We start from the raw sequence: 17,462 nt of genomic DNA, 5'->3' as shown, positions 1-17,462 counted from the left end.
CATGACCCGCACACCCCTGTCGCGATCACGCCTTGCCGCCCTGCTCGTGCCGGCGTTGCTGCTTGGCGGCTGCATGGGCACCGAAAACCGGGGGCTGGAATCGGTCCACCAGCCGGTCGTCAGCCGCGCCGACTTCACGTTCGACGTCGCGACCGCGGGCGACACGCTGGCCCCGGGTGAAGCCGCCCGCCTGTCCGGCTGGTTCGACGCGGTCAAGGTCCGCTATGGCGACCGGATCACGATCGACGATCCGGTGAGTGACGGCACCCCGGATGCCAGGTCCGGCGTCCGCGGCGACGTGGCGCGGATCGCCGGCGCGCGCGGCCTGCTGCTGTCGGCCACCCCGGCGATCAGCGGGACGCCGGTCGCGCCGGGCACGGTCCGCGTGATCGTCAGCCGGATGCGTGCCGACGTGCCAGGCTGCCCCGACTGGAGCCGCGATACGTCGAACGAGTTCGAATCGAACACCTCGTCCAATCACGGCTGTGCGATCAACAGCAACCTCGCCGCTATGATCGCCAATCCCGAGGATCTGGTGCGCGGCCGGACCGGCACCGAGACCTTCGATCCCGCCGCGTCGACCAAGGCGATCGACATTTTTCGCAAGGCGGCACCAAGCGGTGCCGGCGGCCTGAAGGCCGAAAGCGCGGGAGGCAAGTGATGAACGCACCCTGGAAAGCCGGTAGCATCGGCACCCGCACCCCGTTCATGGCCTATGCCTGCGACGAGAATACTGCCGAGGTGCTGCGTCCGATCGTCGCCGAACTCGGTTGGACACCGGACAATGTCCACAAGGGCGGCCTGCGCAACGCGGTCCAGTCCCTGTCGGTCAGCGCCAGCCCGCAAATCCTGTTCGTCGACCTCGCCGAATCCGGCGATCCGCTGAACGACATCAACGCGCTGGCCGAGGTGTGCGAGCCGGGCACGGTCGTCATCGCCTGCGGTCAGGTGAACGACGTCCGGCTGTACCGCGACCTCGTGGCTAGCGGCATCCAGGACTATCTGCTGAAGCCGCTGTCGCCGGACATGGTGCGCGATGCCTTCAGCCACGCGCACGCCCTGCTCAACGCGCCCAAGGTCGTCGAATCCTCGACCGGGACGCCGCATTGCTCGGTCGCGGTGATCGGCACGCGCGGCGGCGTCGGCGCGTCGACGGTCGCCACCTCGCTCGCCTGGCTGCTGTCCGACAAGGAGGCGCGCACCACCGCCCTCCTCGATCTCGACGTCCATTTCGGGACGGGTGCGCTCGCGCTCGACCTGGAGCCGGGCCGCGGGCTGACCGACGCCATCGAGAACCCCAGCCGCATCGACGGGCTGTTCATCGAACGCGCGATGGTCCGCGCGTCGGACAAGCTGGCGGTCCTGTCCGCCGAAGCGCCGATCAATTCGCCGGTCCAGACCGACGGCACCGCCTTCGTCCATCTGCAGGAGGAAATGCGGGCGACGTTCGAATGTACCGTCATCGACCTGCCGCGGCCGATGCTGGTCCAGTATCCGCAACTGGTGACCGACGTGCAGGTCGCGGTGATCGCCACCGAACTGACGCTGGCGTCGGCGCGCGACACGATCCGCATCCTGTCGTGGCTGAAGTCGAACGCACCCCATGTTCAGGTCCACATCCTGGCCAACAAGGTGCATCCGGCCGCGCAGCTCGAAATCTCGCGCAAGGATTTCGAATCGTCGATCGAGCGCAAGGTCGACCTGCTCATGCCGTTCGACCAGAAACTCGCCGCGCAGGCCGCCAAGCTGGGCAAGCCGATCGCCGAGGCAGGCAAGGCGTCGAAAACGATCGCGCCGCTCGTCGATCTGGCGGGCCTGATCGCCGGGATGGCCGCCGACGTCGACAGCGGTGCCGTCGGCAAGGCGAACCCGCGCAAGGGCACGTCGCTGATAGGCCGTTTCGGTGGCCTGCGCGCGATCATGCAAAAGAAGGCGAAGACCGGCAAATGACCCGGATCCCGCCAGACGTGAAGGGGCGATAGCGCGGCCATGGACCTGTTGCCGATCATGATCGTGTCGGCCGGCGCCCTGGTGGTGCTGGGCCTGATCGCCTTTGCCTTTGCCGGCCCGTCGCCCGCGCGCGCGCAGTCGCGGCGGATCGCCGAGATGCGCCTGCGCCACGCGACCGTCGCCAGCCCGCTGGACGCGCACCTGCGCCGCATCACCTCGGCCCGCGCCACGAAGATGGATACGGCGGTCGGCCGCATCCTGCCCAACCCGGCACTGCTCGCCAAACGGCTGGCGATGACCGGCAAGACCTGGACGGTCGGCCAATATGGTTCGGCCTGTGCGATCATCTTCGTCGTCCTGCTGGCCCTGCTCTGGCTGAAGGGCGCGCCGATCTTCCTTGCCCTGTTCATGGGCCTGCTGCTGGGGCTGGGCATCCCGCACATGGTCGTCGGCTTCTTCATCAAGCGGCGCGTCGCCCAGTTCACCGCCAAGTTTCCGGACGCGATCGAGCTGCTGGTCCGGGGTCTTCGCTCCGGCCTGCCGATCACCGAGACGATCGGCGTGGTCGCCACGGAAGTGAACGGGCCGGTCGGCGAGGAATTCAAGTCGGTCAACGACAAGATGAAGATCGGCCGGACGATGGACGCCGCGCTTCAGGAAACCGCAGACCGGCTCGGCACGCCGGAGTTCCAGTTCTTCGTCATCACCATCGCCATCCAGCGCGAGACCGGCGGCAACCTGGCGGAAACGCTGGCCAACCTGGCCAACGTGCTGCGGATGCGCGGCCAGATGAAGCTGAAGATCAAGGCGATGTCGTCCGAATCCAAGGCATCGGCCTACATCATCGGGTCGCTGCCGTTCATCGTGTTCGGCATGATCTGGATGATCAACGGCACCTACATGCAGGGGTTCTTCCACGATCAGCGGCTGATGGTGGCGGGCATGGGCGGCATGCTGTGGATGGGCATCGGCGCTTTCATCATGGCCAAGATGATTAACTTCGAGATCTGACGGGGACGGCACGGACATGGGCGAGACGGGCGGACCGACGATCCTTGGGGTCGATGTATTGATGGTCGCGACCATCCTGTCGGGCCTGGCCGCCTTTGCGGTCGTGCTGGCGATCTATGCGGCGATGACCGTGCGCGATCCGATGACCAAGCGGGTCAAGGCGCTGAACGACCGGCGCGAGCAATTGAAGGCGGGCATCACCGCCTCGACCAAGCGCCGCGCCAAGCTGGTCCAGCGCAGCGACACCACCGACCGGATGCGCTCGATCCTGCAATCCATGAAGGTGTTGCAGGACGAACAGCTGAAGGTCGCGCAGATCAAGCTGATGCAGGCGGGGATCCGGTCGAAGGACTGGGCCGTCGCGGTCATCTTCGGCCGGCTGGTCCTGCCGATCGTGATCGGCGGGGCGATGCTGTACTGGGTGTACGGCACCGACGGGTTTGCCACCTGGACCCCGCTGAAGCGGTACGGGATGGTCGCGGTCACGTTTATCCTGTCGTACAAAGCGCCCGACCTGTTCCTGCAGAACAAGATCAAGAAACGCAGTGATGCGATCCGCAAAGGGCTGCCCGATGCGCTCGACCTGCTGGTCATCTGCGCCGAGGCCGGGCTGACCGTCGATGCCGCGTTCAACCGGGTCGCCCGCGAGCTGGGTCGCGGCTATCCCGAGCTTGGCGACGAGTTCACGCTCACCGCGATCGAACTGGGGTTCCTGACCGAGCGCCGCACCGCGTTCGAGAATCTGGCGATGCGGGTCCATCTGGACGCGGTGAAGGGCGTCGTGACGACGATGATCCAGACCGAGAAATACGGCACCCCGCTGGCATCCGCGCTGCGCGTGCTGTCGAACGAGTTCCGCAACGAACGCATGATGCGCGCCGAGGAAAAGGCCGCGCGTCTGCCGGCGATCATGACCGTGCCGCTGATCCTGTTCATCCTGCCGACCCTGTTCGTCGTCATCCTGGGACCGGCGGCGTGCTCGATCTCCGACGCGTTCATCAACGGCGGGATCTGAGGCAACCGTAAGCGCCCGTGATCGTTGTCCTTGCGTAACAGGAGGGATCGACGATGCTATTCACGACCACCACGCAATTCGTGGCACTGGCGCTGACTTTGGTGGCCGGCTGGATTTTCGGTTTGGCCAGCCATCCGGGCGGCAAGAAATGGAAGCAGCGCTATGCGTCCGAGCGTGACGCCCATGCCGGGGTGAAGAAGGATGCCGACGCGCGTGTGGCCGACGCCAACCGCCGGATCGCCGAACTCGAAAAGGACAACGCCCGGCTGGCCAAGGAAGCCAGGGAAGCGAGCGTTGCACCGGCACCCGTCGCCGCCGCGCCGGCCACGACCGACACCGTCGGCACGCGCCGCAACCGCGCGGCGTATGACCGCGACCGGACCACCACTGACGGCACACGCCCCGGCTGGTTCGACTTTGGCAGCACACGCCGCGCCTGACGCCGGTGGATCCCCGGAGCAATCCGGGGATCCACGCCGTTACCCCTTCGCCTTCAGCGCGGCCTGCGCCGCCGCCAGACGGGCGATGGGTACGCGGTACGGGCTGGCCGAGACGTAATCCAGCCCGACCGTTTCGCAGAAGGCGATGCTGGCCGGGTCGCCGCCATGTTCGCCGCAGATGCCCAGCTTGATCTGGGGCCGGGTCGCGCGCCCGCGATCGGCGGCGATCTGGATCAGTTCGCCGACACCCTCGACGTCGATGCTGACGAACGGATCCTTCGCGTAGATACCCTGTTCGACATAGACGCCCAGGAAGCGGGCGGCATCGTCGCGGCTGACGCCAAGCGTGGTCTGGGTCAGGTCATTGGTGCCGAACGAGAAGAATTCGCCATGTTCCGCAATCTCGCCCGCCTTCAGCGCGGCGCGCGGCAGCTCGATCATCGTGCCGACCAGATATTCGATCGTCGTGCCACGTTCGGCAAAGACGGTCCTGGCGGCGGCATCGACCACCGCCTTCATCAACTCCAGCTCGCGCGCGGTGCCGACAAGCGGGATCATCACCTCGGGGATCGGGGCCGCGCCGGATTTCGCCGCCACGTCGATCGCCGCCTCGAAGATCGCGCGCGCCTGTATCTCATAGATTTCGGGGTAGGTGACACCCAGGCGGCAGCCGCGATGGCCGAGCATCGGGTTGAACTCGTGCAGCTCGTTCGCGCGGCGCTTCAGCGTGTCGATGTCGATGCCGGCGGCCTGTGCCACCTCGGCGAAGTCGGCCTCCTCATGCGGCAGGAATTCGTGTAGCGGCGGATCGAGCAGGCGGATCGTCACCGGCAGGCCGGCCATCACCTCGAAAATCTCGGTGAAGTCCTTGCGCTGCGCCGGCAGTAGCCGGTCGAGCGCGACGCGGCGACCCGCTTCGTCACTGGCGAGGATCATCTGGCGCACGGCGGTAATCCGCTCGGCGTCGAAGAACATGTGCTCGGTGCGGCACAGCCCCACCCCTTCCGCGCCGAACTCGCGCGCGGTGCGGCAGTCGAGCGGGGTTTCGGCGTTGGCGCGCACCTTCAGCCGGCGGAACACGTCGGCCCATTCCATCAGCGTGCCGAAATCGCCCGCCAGCTCGGGCTGCACGGTCGCGACCGCGCCGACCATGACTTCGCCGGTGGTGCCGTCGATGGTGAGAAGCTCGCCCTCCTTCACCACACGGTCGCCAACGCGCATCGTCCGCGCCTTCACGTCGATCGACAGCATGCCCGCGCCCGAGACGCAGGGGCGCCCCATGCCGCGCGCGACGACGGCCGCGTGGCTGGTCATGCCGCCGCGCGCGGTCAGGATCCCCTTGGCCGCGTGCATGCCATGAATGTCTTCGGGGCTGGTTTCGGTGCGGACGAGGATGACGGCATCCCCCGCCGCCGCGCGCTTCTCGGCGGTGTCGGCGTCGAACACCACCGCGCCCGAGGCCGCGCCCGGCGACGCCGGCAGCCCCTTGGTCAGCACGTCGCGCGGTGCGTTCGGGTCGAGCGTCGGATGGAGCAACTGGTCGAGCGCGGACGGATCGACGCGCAGGATCGCCTCCTCGCGGGTAATCAGCCCCTCGTTCGCCATGTCGATCGCGATCCGCAGCGCGGCCTTGGCGGTGCGCTTGCCGCTACGCGTCTGGAGCATCCAGAGCTTGCCCTGCTGCACCGTGAATTCGATGTCCTGCATGTCGCGGTAATGCGTTTCGAGCAGGTCGAAGACGTTGGCAAGTTCGCCATACACCGCCGGCATCGCCTCCTCCATCGAGGCGGGCTTGGCCCCGGCCTCCTCGCGCGCGACCTTGGTCAGATATTGCGGGGTGCGGATGCCGGCGACAACGTCTTCCCCTTGCGCGTTGATGAGGAATTCGCCGTAATAGGCGCGGTCGCCCTTCGCCGGATCGCGGGTGAAGGCGACGCCGGTGGCCGAGGTATCGCCCATGTTGCCGAACACCATCGCCTGCACGTTGACGGCGGTGCCCCAGGTCGCTGGAATATCGTTCAGCCGGCGATAGACCTTCGCGCGTTCCGACTGCCACGACCCGAACACCGCGCCGACCGCGCCCCAGAGCTGGTCGTGGACGTCCTGCGGGAACGGCTTGTGCCACTGCGCCTCGACCAGCGCCTTGTACTCGGCGACCAGCGCGCGCAGATCGTCGGCGGTCAGTTCGGTGTCGAGATAGTAACCGCGATCTTCCTTCGCGATCTCCAGCGCTTCCTCGAAGCTGCCGTGATCCAGTTCGAGGACGACATCGGCATACATCTGGATGAAGCGGCGATAACTGTCCCAGGCGAACCGGTCGTCGCCCGATACCGCCGCCAGCCCCTCGACCGTCCGGTCGTTCAGGCCGAGATTCAGCACCGTGTCCATCATGCCGGGCATAGACACGCGCGCGCCCGAGCGGACCGACACGAGCAGCGGGTCCGACGCGTCGCCGAAGCGCTTGCCCGTGATCCCCTCGATATGGGTGATGCCGGTCTTCACCTCGTCCTGCACGGACTCGGGGAACTTCTGACCCTCGTCATAGTAGCGCGCGCACATCGGCGTGGCGATCGTGAAGCCCGGCGGCACCGGCAGGCCGATCGACGCCATTTCGGCCAGGTTCGCGCCCTTGCCGCCCAGCAGATTGCGGTCGCCCGCGCCCCCGTCCGAAACACCACCACCGAAACGATAGACATATTGGGTCATGGTCAATCCTGCTGCCAAGGGGTTGTTTTCGCTGGGGAGGCGGTATGCGAAGTTAGGGAAGTTGGTGTTCGTGACGGGTCTTGCTCAGCCCTCGATCTTCGAGAAATCGGCGACGCTGTGGACCGCGTCGCGGACGCGGGCGAGCAGGGCGAGACGGTGGGTCCGCTTTGCGTCGTCGGGATCGTTGACGGTCACGTCGTCGAAGAACGCGTCGATCGGCGCGCGCAAGGATGCGAGCGCGGCCATCGCACCGGCGAAATCCTCGGACGCGATCGCGGCACGGGCGCGGGGTTCGGCGGAGTCGAGCGCGGTCATGAGGGCAGCTTCCGCATTTTCCGGCGTGTAGGACAGCGGTTTCTGCGCATCCTCGCTGGTCGTCGCGGCAGGGCTTTTCTTCAGGATGTTCGCCGCGCGCTTGTACCCGGCTAGCAGGTTTCGGCCGTCCTCGGTCGTGACGAACGCCTGAAGCGCGTGGACGCGCGCGAGCAGGCGGACGAGATCGTCCTCACCACCAAGCGCGAACACCGCGTCGATCAGGTCATGGCGGACGCCAGCTTCGCGTTGCTGGACTTTGAGGCGTTCATCGAGAAAATCGAGAAACCAAGCCAGAGGTCCATCCGACAGCTTATACTGGATGCGCGCAATCTTGGTGAACGGACAGCGAACTCCCGACTTAAGAACTGTCGCGATCACACCCAGCATCGCCCGACGAAGCGCAAACGGATCTTTAGATCCTGTGGGATAGAGTTCGACTGAAAAGAACGAAAACAACGTATCCAGCTTGTCCGCGAGCGACACCGCCACCGTCACCGGATCGGTCGGGACATCATCCCCCTGCCCGACCGGCTTGTAATGGTCGCGGATCGCGGCGGCGACGCGGGGATCTTCGCCCTGGGCTGCGGCGTAGTAGCCGCCCATCAGGCCCTGAAGCTCGGGGAATTCGCCGACCATGCCGGTGACGAGGTCGGCCTTCGCCAGACGCGCGGCGCGCTCGGCGAGGGTGGCCAGGTCCGCGCGCTCGGCATCACCCGCACCACCCCGATCTTCGCCGGGGTGGTCAGTGGTAGCGGAGGAGGGACTTGAACCCCCGACGATCCCCTCCTCAACCAGCCAGCGGGCGAGTTTGGCCACGCGGTCGACCTTGTCGGCGACGGTGCCCAGCTTTTCGTGGAAGACGATCTTCGACAGCTTCTCCGCCTGTTCCTCCAGCGGGATCTTCAAGTCGGTGTCGTAGAAGAAGCGCGCGTCGCTCAGCCGCGCGGCGAGCACCTTGCGGTTGCCCTCGACGATCTTCGCGCCGCCATCGGTCGCGGCGATGTTGGCGGTGCAGACGAACGCGTTGGCCAGCGCGCCACCGGCATCGCGGCAGACGAAATATTTCTGGTTCACGCGCGCGGTCAGCTGGATCACCTCGGGCGGCACGCTCAGGAAATCGGGGTCGAAGCGCCCGAGCAGCGGCACCGGCCATTCGGTCAGCCCGGCATTCTCGGCGACCAGCCCCTCGTCCTCGACCAGCGTCAGCCCGGCTTCGGCGGCGAGTTCGCCCGCGCGGGTGCGGATGAGGCGGGCCCGCTCGTTCTGATCGACGATGACGTGCGCGGCGCGCAAGCGTTCGACATAGCTGGCGGCGTCGGTCAGCGTGACCGGGCCGTCGTGGTGGAAGCGGTGGCCGGCGGTGGTCGTGCCGCTGACGATGCCGGCGATCTCGATAGCAACCGGCGTGGTCCCGAGGATCGCGACGATCCCCTGCAACGGGCGGACCCAGCGCAGCGATTCGGTCGAGGTCGAGGCGTCGCCCCAGCGCATCGCCTTGGGCCACGGAAACGCGCGGATGATCGAAGGAATCGCGGCGGCGATGACGTCGGCGGTGGCGCGGCCGGGCTTTTGCGTGACGGCGAAGAACACGCCGTCGCGCTCGGTCAGTTGCTCGCGCGTCAGGCCGGTCTTGCGCAGGAAGCCGTCCAGCGCCTGTGGCGGCGCGGAGGCCTTCGGTCCCTTTACTTCCTCCGACACGGCCTGCGTCTGCTCGGGCAGGTCGTGCGCGATCAGGGCGAGGCGGCGCGGGCTGGCATAGGTCGTGATCGCCCCGGCGGTCAGGCCCGCCTTCGCCAGTTCGGTTGTGAACAGGCGGGCGAGATCCTCGCGCGCCTTGGCCTGCATCCGGGCGGGAATTTCCTCGGAGCGGAGTTCGAGCAGGAAGTCGGTCATGCGTTCCACCCCGGCGCGAAGGCTTGCCATTCGGGCGTGTTCTTTTCCATCCAGGCGCCGCACGCGCCCTTCGCCAGATCGCGGACGCGGCCCATATAGGCCTGCCGTTCCGCGACCGAGATGACGCCGCGCGCCTGGAGCAGATTGAAGACGTGGCTGGCCTTGATCGCCTGCTCATAGGCGGGGATCGGCAGTTTCGCGTTCAGGCTGTTCTCGCATTCGGCGACATGCTTGCGAAACTGGTCGAACAGGCTGTCGGTGTCGGCGACCTCGAAGTTCCAGGTCGACATCTCGACCTCGTTGGCGTGGAACACCTCGCCATAGGTCACGCCCGCGTCGTTATAGGCCAGGTCGTACACGCTGTCCTTGTTCTGGATATACATGGCGAGACGTTCGAGGCCGTAGGTCAGCTCGCCCGCGACCGGCTTCATGTCGTAGCCACCCATCTGCTGGAAATAGGTGAACTGCGTCACCTCCATCCCATCGCACCAGACCTCCCAGCCCAGCCCCCATGCGCCCAGCGTCGGCGATTCCCAGTCGTCCTCGACAAAGCGGATGTCGTGGACGCCGGTGTCGATGCCGATCGCCTTCAGCGAGCCGAGATACAGGTCCTGCAGGTCGGCCGGCGATGGCTTCAGGATGACCTGATACTGGTAATAATGCTGGAGCCGGTTGGGGTTCTCGCCATAGCGGCCGTCGGTCGGGCGGCGGCACGGCTGGACGAAGGCGGCGTTCCACGGCTTTGGCCCCAGCGCGCGCAGCGTCGTGGCGGTGTGGAACGTGCCGGCCCCCATCTCCATGTCATAGGGTTGCAGGATCAGGCAGCCCCGGTCGCTCCAATAGTCATGGAGGGTCAGGATCATCCGCTGAAAGGACATCGGGTTCGCAGAGGTCTGGGTCACGGACCGGGCTTTGGCGGATGGCCGGCGGGGGGTCAAGCATCGCCCGGCTCCGCTCCCGGTGTCAGCTTTGTCGTACAAAATGTCAGGGGTTGTTGACATGGTCGCGACTCAATGACATTTAGTCATGGTCACCTGACATTCGGTCAGGCGATGCTGACAGGGGGACACCAATCATGCTTAGGGGGGACGATATGAAAAATCGCCTCAAGGTGCTGCGGGCCGAACGCGACTGGAGCCAGGCCGAACTGGCCGGACGGCTCGACGTGTCGCGTCAGGCGGTCAACGCGATCGAGACGGGAAAATACGACCCCTCGCTGCCGCTGGCGTTCCGCATCGGCCGCCTGTTCGACCTGCCGATCGAGGAGGTGTTCGATGACAGCGAAAACCATGGTTGAGGGCAACTGGGGCGAGAAGCGGCTGGCGTCGCGGGTCGCGGCGCGCAAGCGGCGGTCGCTGTGGCTGGGCGCGGCGATCGTGATGTTCGCCGCCGGGCTGCCGTTCATGGCGGGCTTTGTCGACGGGTTTCGGGATGCACCCAAGACATCGGCACCGCCCTGGGTCGATGCCGTCTCGCTGATCGGCTGGATCGTCGTCGTGGCGCTGGCGATGGTGTGGAAGTGGCGCGACATGGACGAGGTCGAGCGCGGCCATGCGCTGCGCGCGATGGCGACGATCGGCCTTGTCGCGTTCCTGTATATGCCCATTCTGATGCTGGCCGAACCGTTCATCACCGTGCCGCACCCGGTCACGACCGGATGGCTGATCGCGGTCGCGGCCGGTGGCATTCCCTACACGGTACGCCGGCTGATCGACTGGAAACGGCGATGAGTGGCCGCGACCATGTCGCCGGCCGACGGCGGATCTTCGGCCTCGTCGTCCTGCTGCTGGTGGCGGCGCCGCGTGTGCCCCTGCCCTCACCGGTTTCGGTAGACTGGCCGGACGTCCGCGCGGCCGCATCCGCCATCCACCTGCCGCATCTGGCGGTAACGATCGCGATAGAGGTGACGCCATGACCGTGACGCCCGACGACCACGACCTCAGGGGACCAAGCGAACGCGCCAATCACCGCCTGCTGGCCATCTGCGGCGGGCTGGGCGGTGCGATCGGACTGGCGACGGCCATCGTGGCGATGCAGCAGCGCCATGGCCCGGACGGCGCGACCGTCTCGCTGCTGACCACGCCGTTGCCCGCCTGGCTGGCGGTCGTCATTGCCGTGCTGTGGGGTGTCGTCCTGCCGATGATTTCATGGCGCTGGCACCGCGTGGTCGACGAGCATGAACGCGAAGCGTATCGCGATGGAGCCGTCGCCGGATATTATGTGATCGGGATCGGCGCACCGGTGTGGTGGTTCCTGTGGCGCGGCGGCCTGCTCCCGCCGGTCGACGCCTTCTGGCTGTATGTCGCGGTCATGACGCTGAGCGGTGCCGTCTGGGCATGGCGGAAATATCGTTGATCTTCTACCTATCGAGGAAACTACGGATGAAAACGATCGTGAAATCGACGCTGACCACGCTGGCGCTGCTGCTCGCCCTGCCCGCCTGCGCCAAGGACGCGCCAAAGCCCGCCCCCACCCCGTCGCCCGCGCGCGCCGCCAATGACGCCGATCCGGCCTTGTGGGTAGTGAAGGACGCGGACACGACGATCTATCTGTTCGGCACCATCCATGTGCTGAAACCGGGCCTGACCTGGTTCGACGAGGCGGTGAAGACCGCGTTCGACCAGTCGGGCACGCTGGTGCTGGAAATGGTCCAGCCCGATCCGGCGGCGATGCAGAAGATCGTGATGGCCAGCGGCATGTCCCCCACCGGCCCGACGCTCACCGAGCAGCTGCCCGCCGACAAGCGCGCGGCCTATGCCAAGGCGCTGGCCGACATGGGCGCGCCCGCCACCGCGTTCGACCGGCTGCGGCCGTGGCTGGCGGCGGTGACGCTGTCGCTGGGGCCGATTCAGAAGCTGGGCTATGATCCGGCCAACGGCCCCGAGACGGTCCTGGCCGCCGCCGCCAAGGCCGCGAACAAGCCGGTGATCGGGCTGGAGACCGCCGAACAGCAGATCGGCTTCTTCAACGGCCTGTCCGACCCGGCGCAGATCGGCTTCCTGACGTCGACGCTCGACGAAATGCCCAAGGCGGGCGAGACGATGGCGACGATGGTCAAGGAGTGGGCCGACGGCGACCCCGACGCGCTGGCCCGCGAGATGAACGAAAGCCTGAAGGACACGCCCGAAGTCGGCAAGGTCCTGCTGACCGACCGCAACGCGCGCTGGGCCGACTGGGTCGATGCGCGGATGAAGCAGCCGGGCACGGTGTTCGTGGCGGTCGGCGCAGGGCATCTGGCCGGCGGCGACAGCGTGATCGCGCAGTTGGGCAAGCACGGGATCAAGGCCGAACGGGTCCAGTATTGAACTCTTAAGCTCCTCCCCGTGCCGGGGAGGAATTGACAGTCGATTGCTTTTCACCCCGCCATCCGCTATGCGCCCGCGCTTCCGTGCACATGGTCATCCCTGGAGGCGTGTGGGCGGAAAGACACACCAGTTTCGGAGTACTACCATGAGCGAACAACTGACGCTCGCAGCCGAGACGCGTGACCGGGTTGGCAAGGGAGCCTCCCGGGCGCTGCGTCGTGACGGCCGCGTGCCTGCCGTGATCTACGGGCAGAACAAGGAACCCGTTTCGATCCACCTCGAAGAAAAGGCGCTGATGAAGGCGCTGATGACCGGCCACTTCATGTCGTCGGTCGTGATGGTCAACGGCACGCGCACGCTGCCCAAGGACGTCACCTTCCACCCGGTCACCGACCGTCCGGTCCATGTCGACTTCCTGCGCATTTCGGCGCACTCGACCGTCACGGTCGCCGTGCCCGTCGTGTTCACCGACGAAGACGACGCGCCCGGTATCAAGCGGGATCGCGGCGTGCTGAACGTGGTCCGTCACGAAGTCGAGCTGGTCTGCGACGCATCGGAAATCCCGGCCGAGATCACCATCTCGCTGGCGGGCCGTGAGATCGGCGATTCGATCCACATCTCCGACGTGACGCTGCCCAAGGGTGTCGAGCCGTCGGTCGACGACCGCGACTTCACCATCGCGACGATCGTGCCGCCGACCGTGCCGACCGCCGAGGACGAGGCCCTTGAGGCCGAAGTCGCCGAGGCCCAGGCCCTTGAGCATGAGCTGGCCGAGGCCGGCGAACTGCCCGAGCCGGAAGCCAATGATGACGACAATCACGACGACAAGATCACGCCTCAGAAGAAGGACTGATCCTGACGACCGGGGTTCCCCCGGTGTCGTGATACCGGATGCGGGCGGGGTGGCGAAAACGCTGCCCCGCCCGTTTTCGTTTGGGGGGGCATCTCGCCCCTCCCCCGTTCGTGCTGAGTAGAGACTGAGTAGCACCGTCAGGTGCGTAGCGAAGGCGCGTATCGAAGCATCGGTATCGTGTACCACCCTGTCCTTCGATACGGCGTTTCGCTACGCCGCTGACGCGGCTACTCAACGCCTACGCAGGACGCACGGCAGGTCCGGGGAACGGCCGCGAATTTTTCATGGGAGCAACCGACGTGCAACTCTGGGCCGGTCTCGGCAATCCCGGCGCAAGCTATGCGATGCATCGCCACAATGTCGGGTTCATGGCCATGGACGCGATCGCCGCGCTCCACGATTTCGGGCCGGTGAAGAAGCAGTTTCAGGGCTGGACGCAGGAGGGTCGTCTGGGCAGCACCAGGATCCTGCTGTTGAAGCCCGCCACCTTCATGAACGACAGTGGCCGGTCGATCGGCGAGGCGCTGCGTTTCTACAAGCTGGATGTGGACGCGCTGACCGTGTTCCACGACGAACTCGACATCGCGCCCTTCCGCGTGAAGGTGAAGACCGGCGGCGGCACCGCGGGACATAACGGCCTGCGCTCGACCGACCAGCATCTCGGCCCCGATTTTCGCCGGGTGCGGATCGGCATCGGCCATCCCGGCCACAAGGACAGGGTGACGAACCATGTGCTGGGCAATTATGCCAAGTCCGAGATCGAGCCGCTCAGCGATCTGCTCGGCGCGATCGCGGCCGAGGCGCGCTGGCTGGCGGAGGGCGACGACGTCCGCTTCATGAACGACGTCGCGATGCGGATGCAGGAGACACCATGACCACGCGCAGTTTGTTCGCCACCCGGTTCTACGATGCAGCCCTGGGCGACACCGATCTGGTCGAGGAACTCGACGAGGCGTGCCGCGATCTGGCGACCGAGGATCATGCCGGACGCGCCTGGTCCAAGGCGCATGGCTATCGCGGTTACACCTCCTATGCCTCGCTGAACGATCTGCCCATGCGGATCCCGGCGTTCGCCGATCTGGTGAAACTGCTGAACAGGCATGTCGCGGCCTTCGCGAAGGACTGCGCGTTCGACCTGAACGGGCGCAAGCTGAAGCTCGACAGCCTGTGGGTCAATGTCATGAAGCCCGGCGGCACCCATTCGGGGCATATCCATCCGCACAGCGTCGTGTCGGGCACGCTCTATATCGCGGTACCCGACGGCTCGGGCGCGCTGAAGCTGGAGGATCCGCGCCTGCCGATGATGATGGCCGCGCCGACCCGCCGCGACGACGCGCCCGAGGAGTTGACGACCTTTGTCTACGCGCAGCCGCAGGTCGGCAGCGTGTTCCTGTGGGAAAGCTGGTTGCGGCATGAAGTGATGCCGAACGCGGCGAAGGACAAGCGGATCAGCATCAGCTTCAATTATCGGTGGTGACGGGCGCGCCGGAGATGGGGGCGCTGGCAGCCGCGTCGGGGGCGAGCAGCCACGCTTCGGCCTCGGCGCGCGATCCGAACACGGACCCGTCCTCGCGGACCGCGGCGATCCGTCGCGCCTGCATCCGCGGCAGCATCTGGGTGGTGTAGAGCGCCATGCGGCGGGCGCGGGTCGGGCCGTGGACGATCAGCTTCTGGAAGGCGGCGACCACCGGCTGGGACTGGATGGCGACATCGGACACGTCGATAAGCACCAGATGCTGACCCGGTGCCAAGCGCAGGCTGTCGACCGCCGCCTTCAACTCCGCCGAGAAGGGGGCGAGCATATCCTCGCTCCAGAATCCGGAAATCTGGACGTGCACGATGTGCCGCGCATGATCGGTGGTGATGGCGTACATCGCGGTCTCTCCTGCGCCCTGTCTACGTCGTGGCTGTTGTCGCCGGGTTATTGAGCAAGGTTAAGGTCGGGTCGACCCTTCCGGCACCGGTTTCACCGTGTCGATGCGGCGATCGACCGCATCGACCAGCATCGAGGCGAGCCGTTCGGCGACCAGCGCGATGACCGCGCCGACCACGAGATCGCTCAGGAAATGCTTCGCGCGCGGGATCTGGATCAGCGCGACGGCGGTGGCGGCACTGCGTACCGGCAGTGCGGCGGCCGGATAGTCGCGGGCCACGACCTGCGCGACCGCCACCGCCCCGGCGGTATGGCCCGAGGGGAAGGACGACATCGCATGGTCGGTGTCCTTGCCGGTATCACTGCGATAGCCCTGCTTCTCGGCGGTTGCCGGCCGCGTCCGGACGATCCCCGCCTTGATCGCCTGCTTGGTCCAAGTCGCGATCGCGTGCGCGGCCAGCATGCGAACCCCGACGCGGATCATCCGCCGGTCGCGCCGCACCACGCCGACCAGCCCCGTCGCGACCGACAATGCGATCATCGGTGGCTGATCGCCGATCTCGCTCAAGGCACCGGCCGCGCGGATCAGCGGGTTGTCCCGCGCCTCCATGGCCCTGGCAATCCGGCGGTCGGCGTGTTCGATGGGGCGGATGACAGACTGGATGGTGCTTGGCACTGGCGGCGTCCTTCGAAGAAACGATCTTGGCATGTCTGCCTGACCCAACAGTCGGCTACGCCCGACGGGTGCATGACCGCCCGTAAGGCTTGCGGTTCCCCGTCAGGAACGGCAAAGCGCCGATCAACCAGTTTTTCGCGCGCGCCCGTTGGCTGCGCCGTTCATTCGGAGTGACATCATGGGTTTCCGCTGCGGCATCGTCGGCCTGCCGAACGTGGGCAAGTCCACGCTTTTCAACGCGCTCACCCAGACGGCGGCGGCGCAAGCGGCGAACTATCCGTTCTGCACGATCGAGCCGAACGTCGGCAATGTCGCGGTGCCTGACGAGCGGCTGTACAAGCTGGCGGCCAGCGCCAATTCGGCCAAGATCATCGAGACGCAGCTGGCGTTCGTCGACATCGCCGGGCTGGTGCGTGGTGCCTCCAAGGGCGAGGGCCTTGGCAACCAGTTTCTGGGCAACATTCGTGAGGTCGACGCGATCGTCCACGTCCTGCGCTGTTTCGAGGATGGCGACATCACCCATGTCGAGGGCAAGGTCGACCCGGTCGCGGATGCCGAGACGGTCGAGACCGAACTGATGCTGTCCGACCTGGAGAGCCTGGAAAAGCGCGTCCCCAACTATGCCAAGAAGGGGATGCAGGGCGACAAGGAGGCCAAGATCGCCGCCTCCGTGCTCGGTCAGGCACTGGACCTGCTGCGCGAGGGCAAGCCCGCACGGCTGACCATGCCCAAGGACGAGGAGGAGCAGCGCGTCTTTTCGCAGGCGCAGCTGCTGACCGCCAAGCCGGTGCTCTACGTCTGCAACGTGGACGAGGCGAGCGCGGCCGAGGGTAACGACTTTTCCGCCCGCGTGTTCGAGAAAGCAAAGGCGGAGGGCGCGCAGGCCGTCGTCGTGTCGGCGGCGATCGAGGCCGAGATCGCGACGATGGACCCCGCCGACCGCACCGAGTTCCTCGCCGATCTGGGGCTGACCGAGACGGGCCTGACGCGGGTGATCCGCGCGGGCTACACGCTGCTCGACCTGCTGACCTTCTTCACGGTCGGGCCGAAGGAGGCACGCGCCTGGACCGTCCACAAAGGGGCGAAGGCCCCGCAGGCGGCGGGCGAAATCCATACCGATTTCGAGCGTGGCTTCATCCGCGCCGAAACGATCGCCTATGACGATTATGTCGCGCTGGGCGGCGAGAGCGGCGCGCGCGATGCGGGCAAGCTGCGGCAGGAGGGCAAGGACTATGTCGTCCATGACGGCGACGTGATGCTGTTCCGCTTCAACGTGTGAACCGGCTTTCCCTGTTATCCTGCGAACGCAGGAGGCCAGGGGGTGGGGTGTCGACACCCTCGCCATCGCGAAAATAACGGTGGGGCAGCAGCTCGGTCGTCACTGTGTCATGCACCGGCCGCGATAGGGCGCATGGCCATGAAGGA

The 17,462-nt window shown here is 66.5% G+C and carries 19 protein-coding genes; 14 read left to right on the top strand and 5 right to left on the bottom strand.

Annotated features, from left to right (window positions below; all coding sequences use genetic code 11):
* The first annotated feature begins 1 nt into the window (after position 1).
* The 5 genes from ASE75_RS11745 to ASE75_RS15775 are packed head-to-tail and all read left to right on the top strand — an operon-like array spanning position 2 to position 4,416.
* Positions 2-661 carry a CpaD family pilus assembly protein gene (locus tag ASE75_RS11745; protein ID WP_200922356.1) on the top strand — a complete coding sequence of 220 codons (660 nt, stop codon included), beginning with the start codon at positions 2-4 and terminating at the stop codon, positions 659-661.
* Positions 661-1,950: an AAA family ATPase gene (locus ASE75_RS11740; protein WP_055933733.1), complete on the top strand. Its 1,290-nt coding sequence runs from the start codon at positions 661-663 to the stop codon at positions 1,948-1,950. Before ASE75_RS11745 ends, ASE75_RS11740 begins: the two co-directional genes overlap by 1 nt.
* Before the next feature lie 39 nt (positions 1,951-1,989).
* On the top strand, positions 1,990-2,961 hold the full coding sequence (locus ASE75_RS11735; RefSeq protein WP_055933730.1) for a type II secretion system F family protein: 972 nt from the start codon (positions 1,990-1,992) through the stop codon (positions 2,959-2,961).
* Between the two features lie 16 nt (positions 2,962-2,977).
* Complete coding sequence (locus ASE75_RS11730) at positions 2,978-3,976, top strand: type II secretion system F family protein (protein ID WP_055933727.1); 999 nt, start codon at positions 2,978-2,980, stop codon at positions 3,974-3,976.
* A 53-nt stretch (positions 3,977-4,029) separates the two neighbouring features.
* On the top strand, positions 4,030-4,416 hold the full coding sequence (locus ASE75_RS15775; protein ID WP_055933725.1) for a hypothetical protein: 387 nt from the start codon (positions 4,030-4,032) through the stop codon (positions 4,414-4,416).
* A gap of 39 nt (positions 4,417-4,455) precedes the next feature.
* On the opposite strand, the gene ppdK is transcribed toward ASE75_RS15775, so the two are convergent.
* The 3 genes from ppdK to ASE75_RS11710 all read right to left on the bottom strand — a co-directional run bounded on the left by ppdK (position 4,456) and on the right by ASE75_RS11710 (position 10,193).
* A complete protein-coding gene (gene ppdK / locus ASE75_RS11720) occupies positions 4,456-7,122 on the bottom strand; it encodes a pyruvate, phosphate dikinase (RefSeq protein ID WP_055933723.1) in 2,667 nt (888 codons plus the stop codon).
* Between the two features lie 84 nt (positions 7,123-7,206).
* Positions 7,207-9,330 (bottom strand): glycine--tRNA ligase subunit beta, encoded by a 2,124-nt coding sequence (glyS, locus tag ASE75_RS11715; RefSeq protein ID WP_055933910.1) that lies wholly within the window; start codon positions 9,328-9,330, stop codon positions 7,207-7,209.
* Complete coding sequence (locus tag ASE75_RS11710; protein WP_055933721.1) at positions 9,327-10,193, bottom strand: glycine--tRNA ligase subunit alpha; 867 nt, start codon at positions 10,191-10,193, stop codon at positions 9,327-9,329. Before ASE75_RS11710 ends, glyS begins: the two co-directional genes overlap by 4 nt.
* A gap of 230 nt (positions 10,194-10,423) precedes the next feature.
* Here ASE75_RS11710 and ASE75_RS11705 point away from each other — a divergent pair, with 230 nt between their 5' ends.
* The 8 genes from ASE75_RS11705 to ASE75_RS11670 all read left to right on the top strand — a co-directional run bounded on the left by ASE75_RS11705 (position 10,424) and on the right by ASE75_RS11670 (position 14,965).
* Positions 10,424-10,627: a helix-turn-helix transcriptional regulator gene (locus ASE75_RS11705; protein ID WP_055933719.1), complete on the top strand. Its 204-nt coding sequence runs from the start codon at positions 10,424-10,426 to the stop codon at positions 10,625-10,627.
* Positions 10,605-11,060, top strand: a complete 456-nt coding sequence (locus tag ASE75_RS11700) for a hypothetical protein (RefSeq protein ID WP_156340421.1) — start codon at positions 10,605-10,607, stop codon at positions 11,058-11,060. The genes ASE75_RS11705 and ASE75_RS11700 overlap by 23 nt, the downstream gene beginning before the upstream one ends.
* On the top strand, positions 11,057-11,245 hold the full coding sequence (locus ASE75_RS11695; protein ID WP_055933715.1) for a hypothetical protein: 189 nt from the start codon (positions 11,057-11,059) through the stop codon (positions 11,243-11,245). The genes ASE75_RS11700 and ASE75_RS11695 overlap by 4 nt, the downstream gene beginning before the upstream one ends.
* The gene (locus tag ASE75_RS11690; protein WP_055933712.1) at positions 11,242-11,685 is read left to right on the top strand and encodes a hypothetical protein; all 444 of its coding nucleotides are present in this window, start codon (positions 11,242-11,244) and stop codon (positions 11,683-11,685) included. The genes ASE75_RS11695 and ASE75_RS11690 overlap by 4 nt, the downstream gene beginning before the upstream one ends.
* A gap of 26 nt (positions 11,686-11,711) precedes the next feature.
* Positions 11,712-12,635: a TraB/GumN family protein gene (locus tag ASE75_RS11685; protein ID WP_055933711.1), complete on the top strand. Its 924-nt coding sequence runs from the start codon at positions 11,712-11,714 to the stop codon at positions 12,633-12,635.
* A gap of 145 nt (positions 12,636-12,780) precedes the next feature.
* Positions 12,781-13,488: a 50S ribosomal protein L25/general stress protein Ctc gene (locus ASE75_RS11680; RefSeq protein ID WP_055933709.1), complete on the top strand. Its 708-nt coding sequence runs from the start codon at positions 12,781-12,783 to the stop codon at positions 13,486-13,488.
* A gap of 299 nt (positions 13,489-13,787) precedes the next feature.
* Positions 13,788-14,363: an aminoacyl-tRNA hydrolase gene (gene pth, locus ASE75_RS11675; protein ID WP_055933907.1), complete on the top strand. Its 576-nt coding sequence runs from the start codon at positions 13,788-13,790 to the stop codon at positions 14,361-14,363.
* The gene (locus ASE75_RS11670) at positions 14,360-14,965 is read left to right on the top strand and encodes a TIGR02466 family protein (RefSeq protein WP_055933707.1); all 606 of its coding nucleotides are present in this window, start codon (positions 14,360-14,362) and stop codon (positions 14,963-14,965) included. Before pth ends, ASE75_RS11670 begins: the two co-directional genes overlap by 4 nt.
* Here the strand turns inward: ASE75_RS11670 and ASE75_RS11665 are convergent.
* On the bottom strand, positions 14,949-15,362 hold the full coding sequence (locus ASE75_RS11665) for a hypothetical protein (protein WP_055933705.1): 414 nt from the start codon (positions 15,360-15,362) through the stop codon (positions 14,949-14,951). The genes ASE75_RS11670 and ASE75_RS11665 overlap by 17 nt on opposite strands.
* A 60-nt stretch (positions 15,363-15,422) precedes the next feature.
* On the bottom strand, positions 15,423-16,037 hold the full coding sequence (locus tag ASE75_RS11660; protein ID WP_156340419.1) for a phosphatase PAP2 family protein: 615 nt from the start codon (positions 16,035-16,037) through the stop codon (positions 15,423-15,425).
* A gap of 178 nt (positions 16,038-16,215) precedes the next feature.
* On the opposite strand from ASE75_RS11660, the gene ychF reads away from it, so the two are divergent.
* Positions 16,216-17,316 carry a redox-regulated ATPase YchF gene (gene ychF / locus ASE75_RS11655; protein WP_055933702.1) on the top strand — a complete coding sequence of 367 codons (1,101 nt, stop codon included), beginning with the start codon at positions 16,216-16,218 and terminating at the stop codon, positions 17,314-17,316.
* The last annotated feature ends 146 nt before the right edge of the window (positions 17,317-17,462 follow it).

The sequence above is a fragment of the Sphingomonas sp. Leaf17 genome, assembly GCF_001421505.1.
GTDB lineage: Bacteria > Pseudomonadota > Alphaproteobacteria > Sphingomonadales > Sphingomonadaceae > Sphingomonas.
This window is presented reverse-complemented; position numbering and strand designations above follow the sequence as displayed.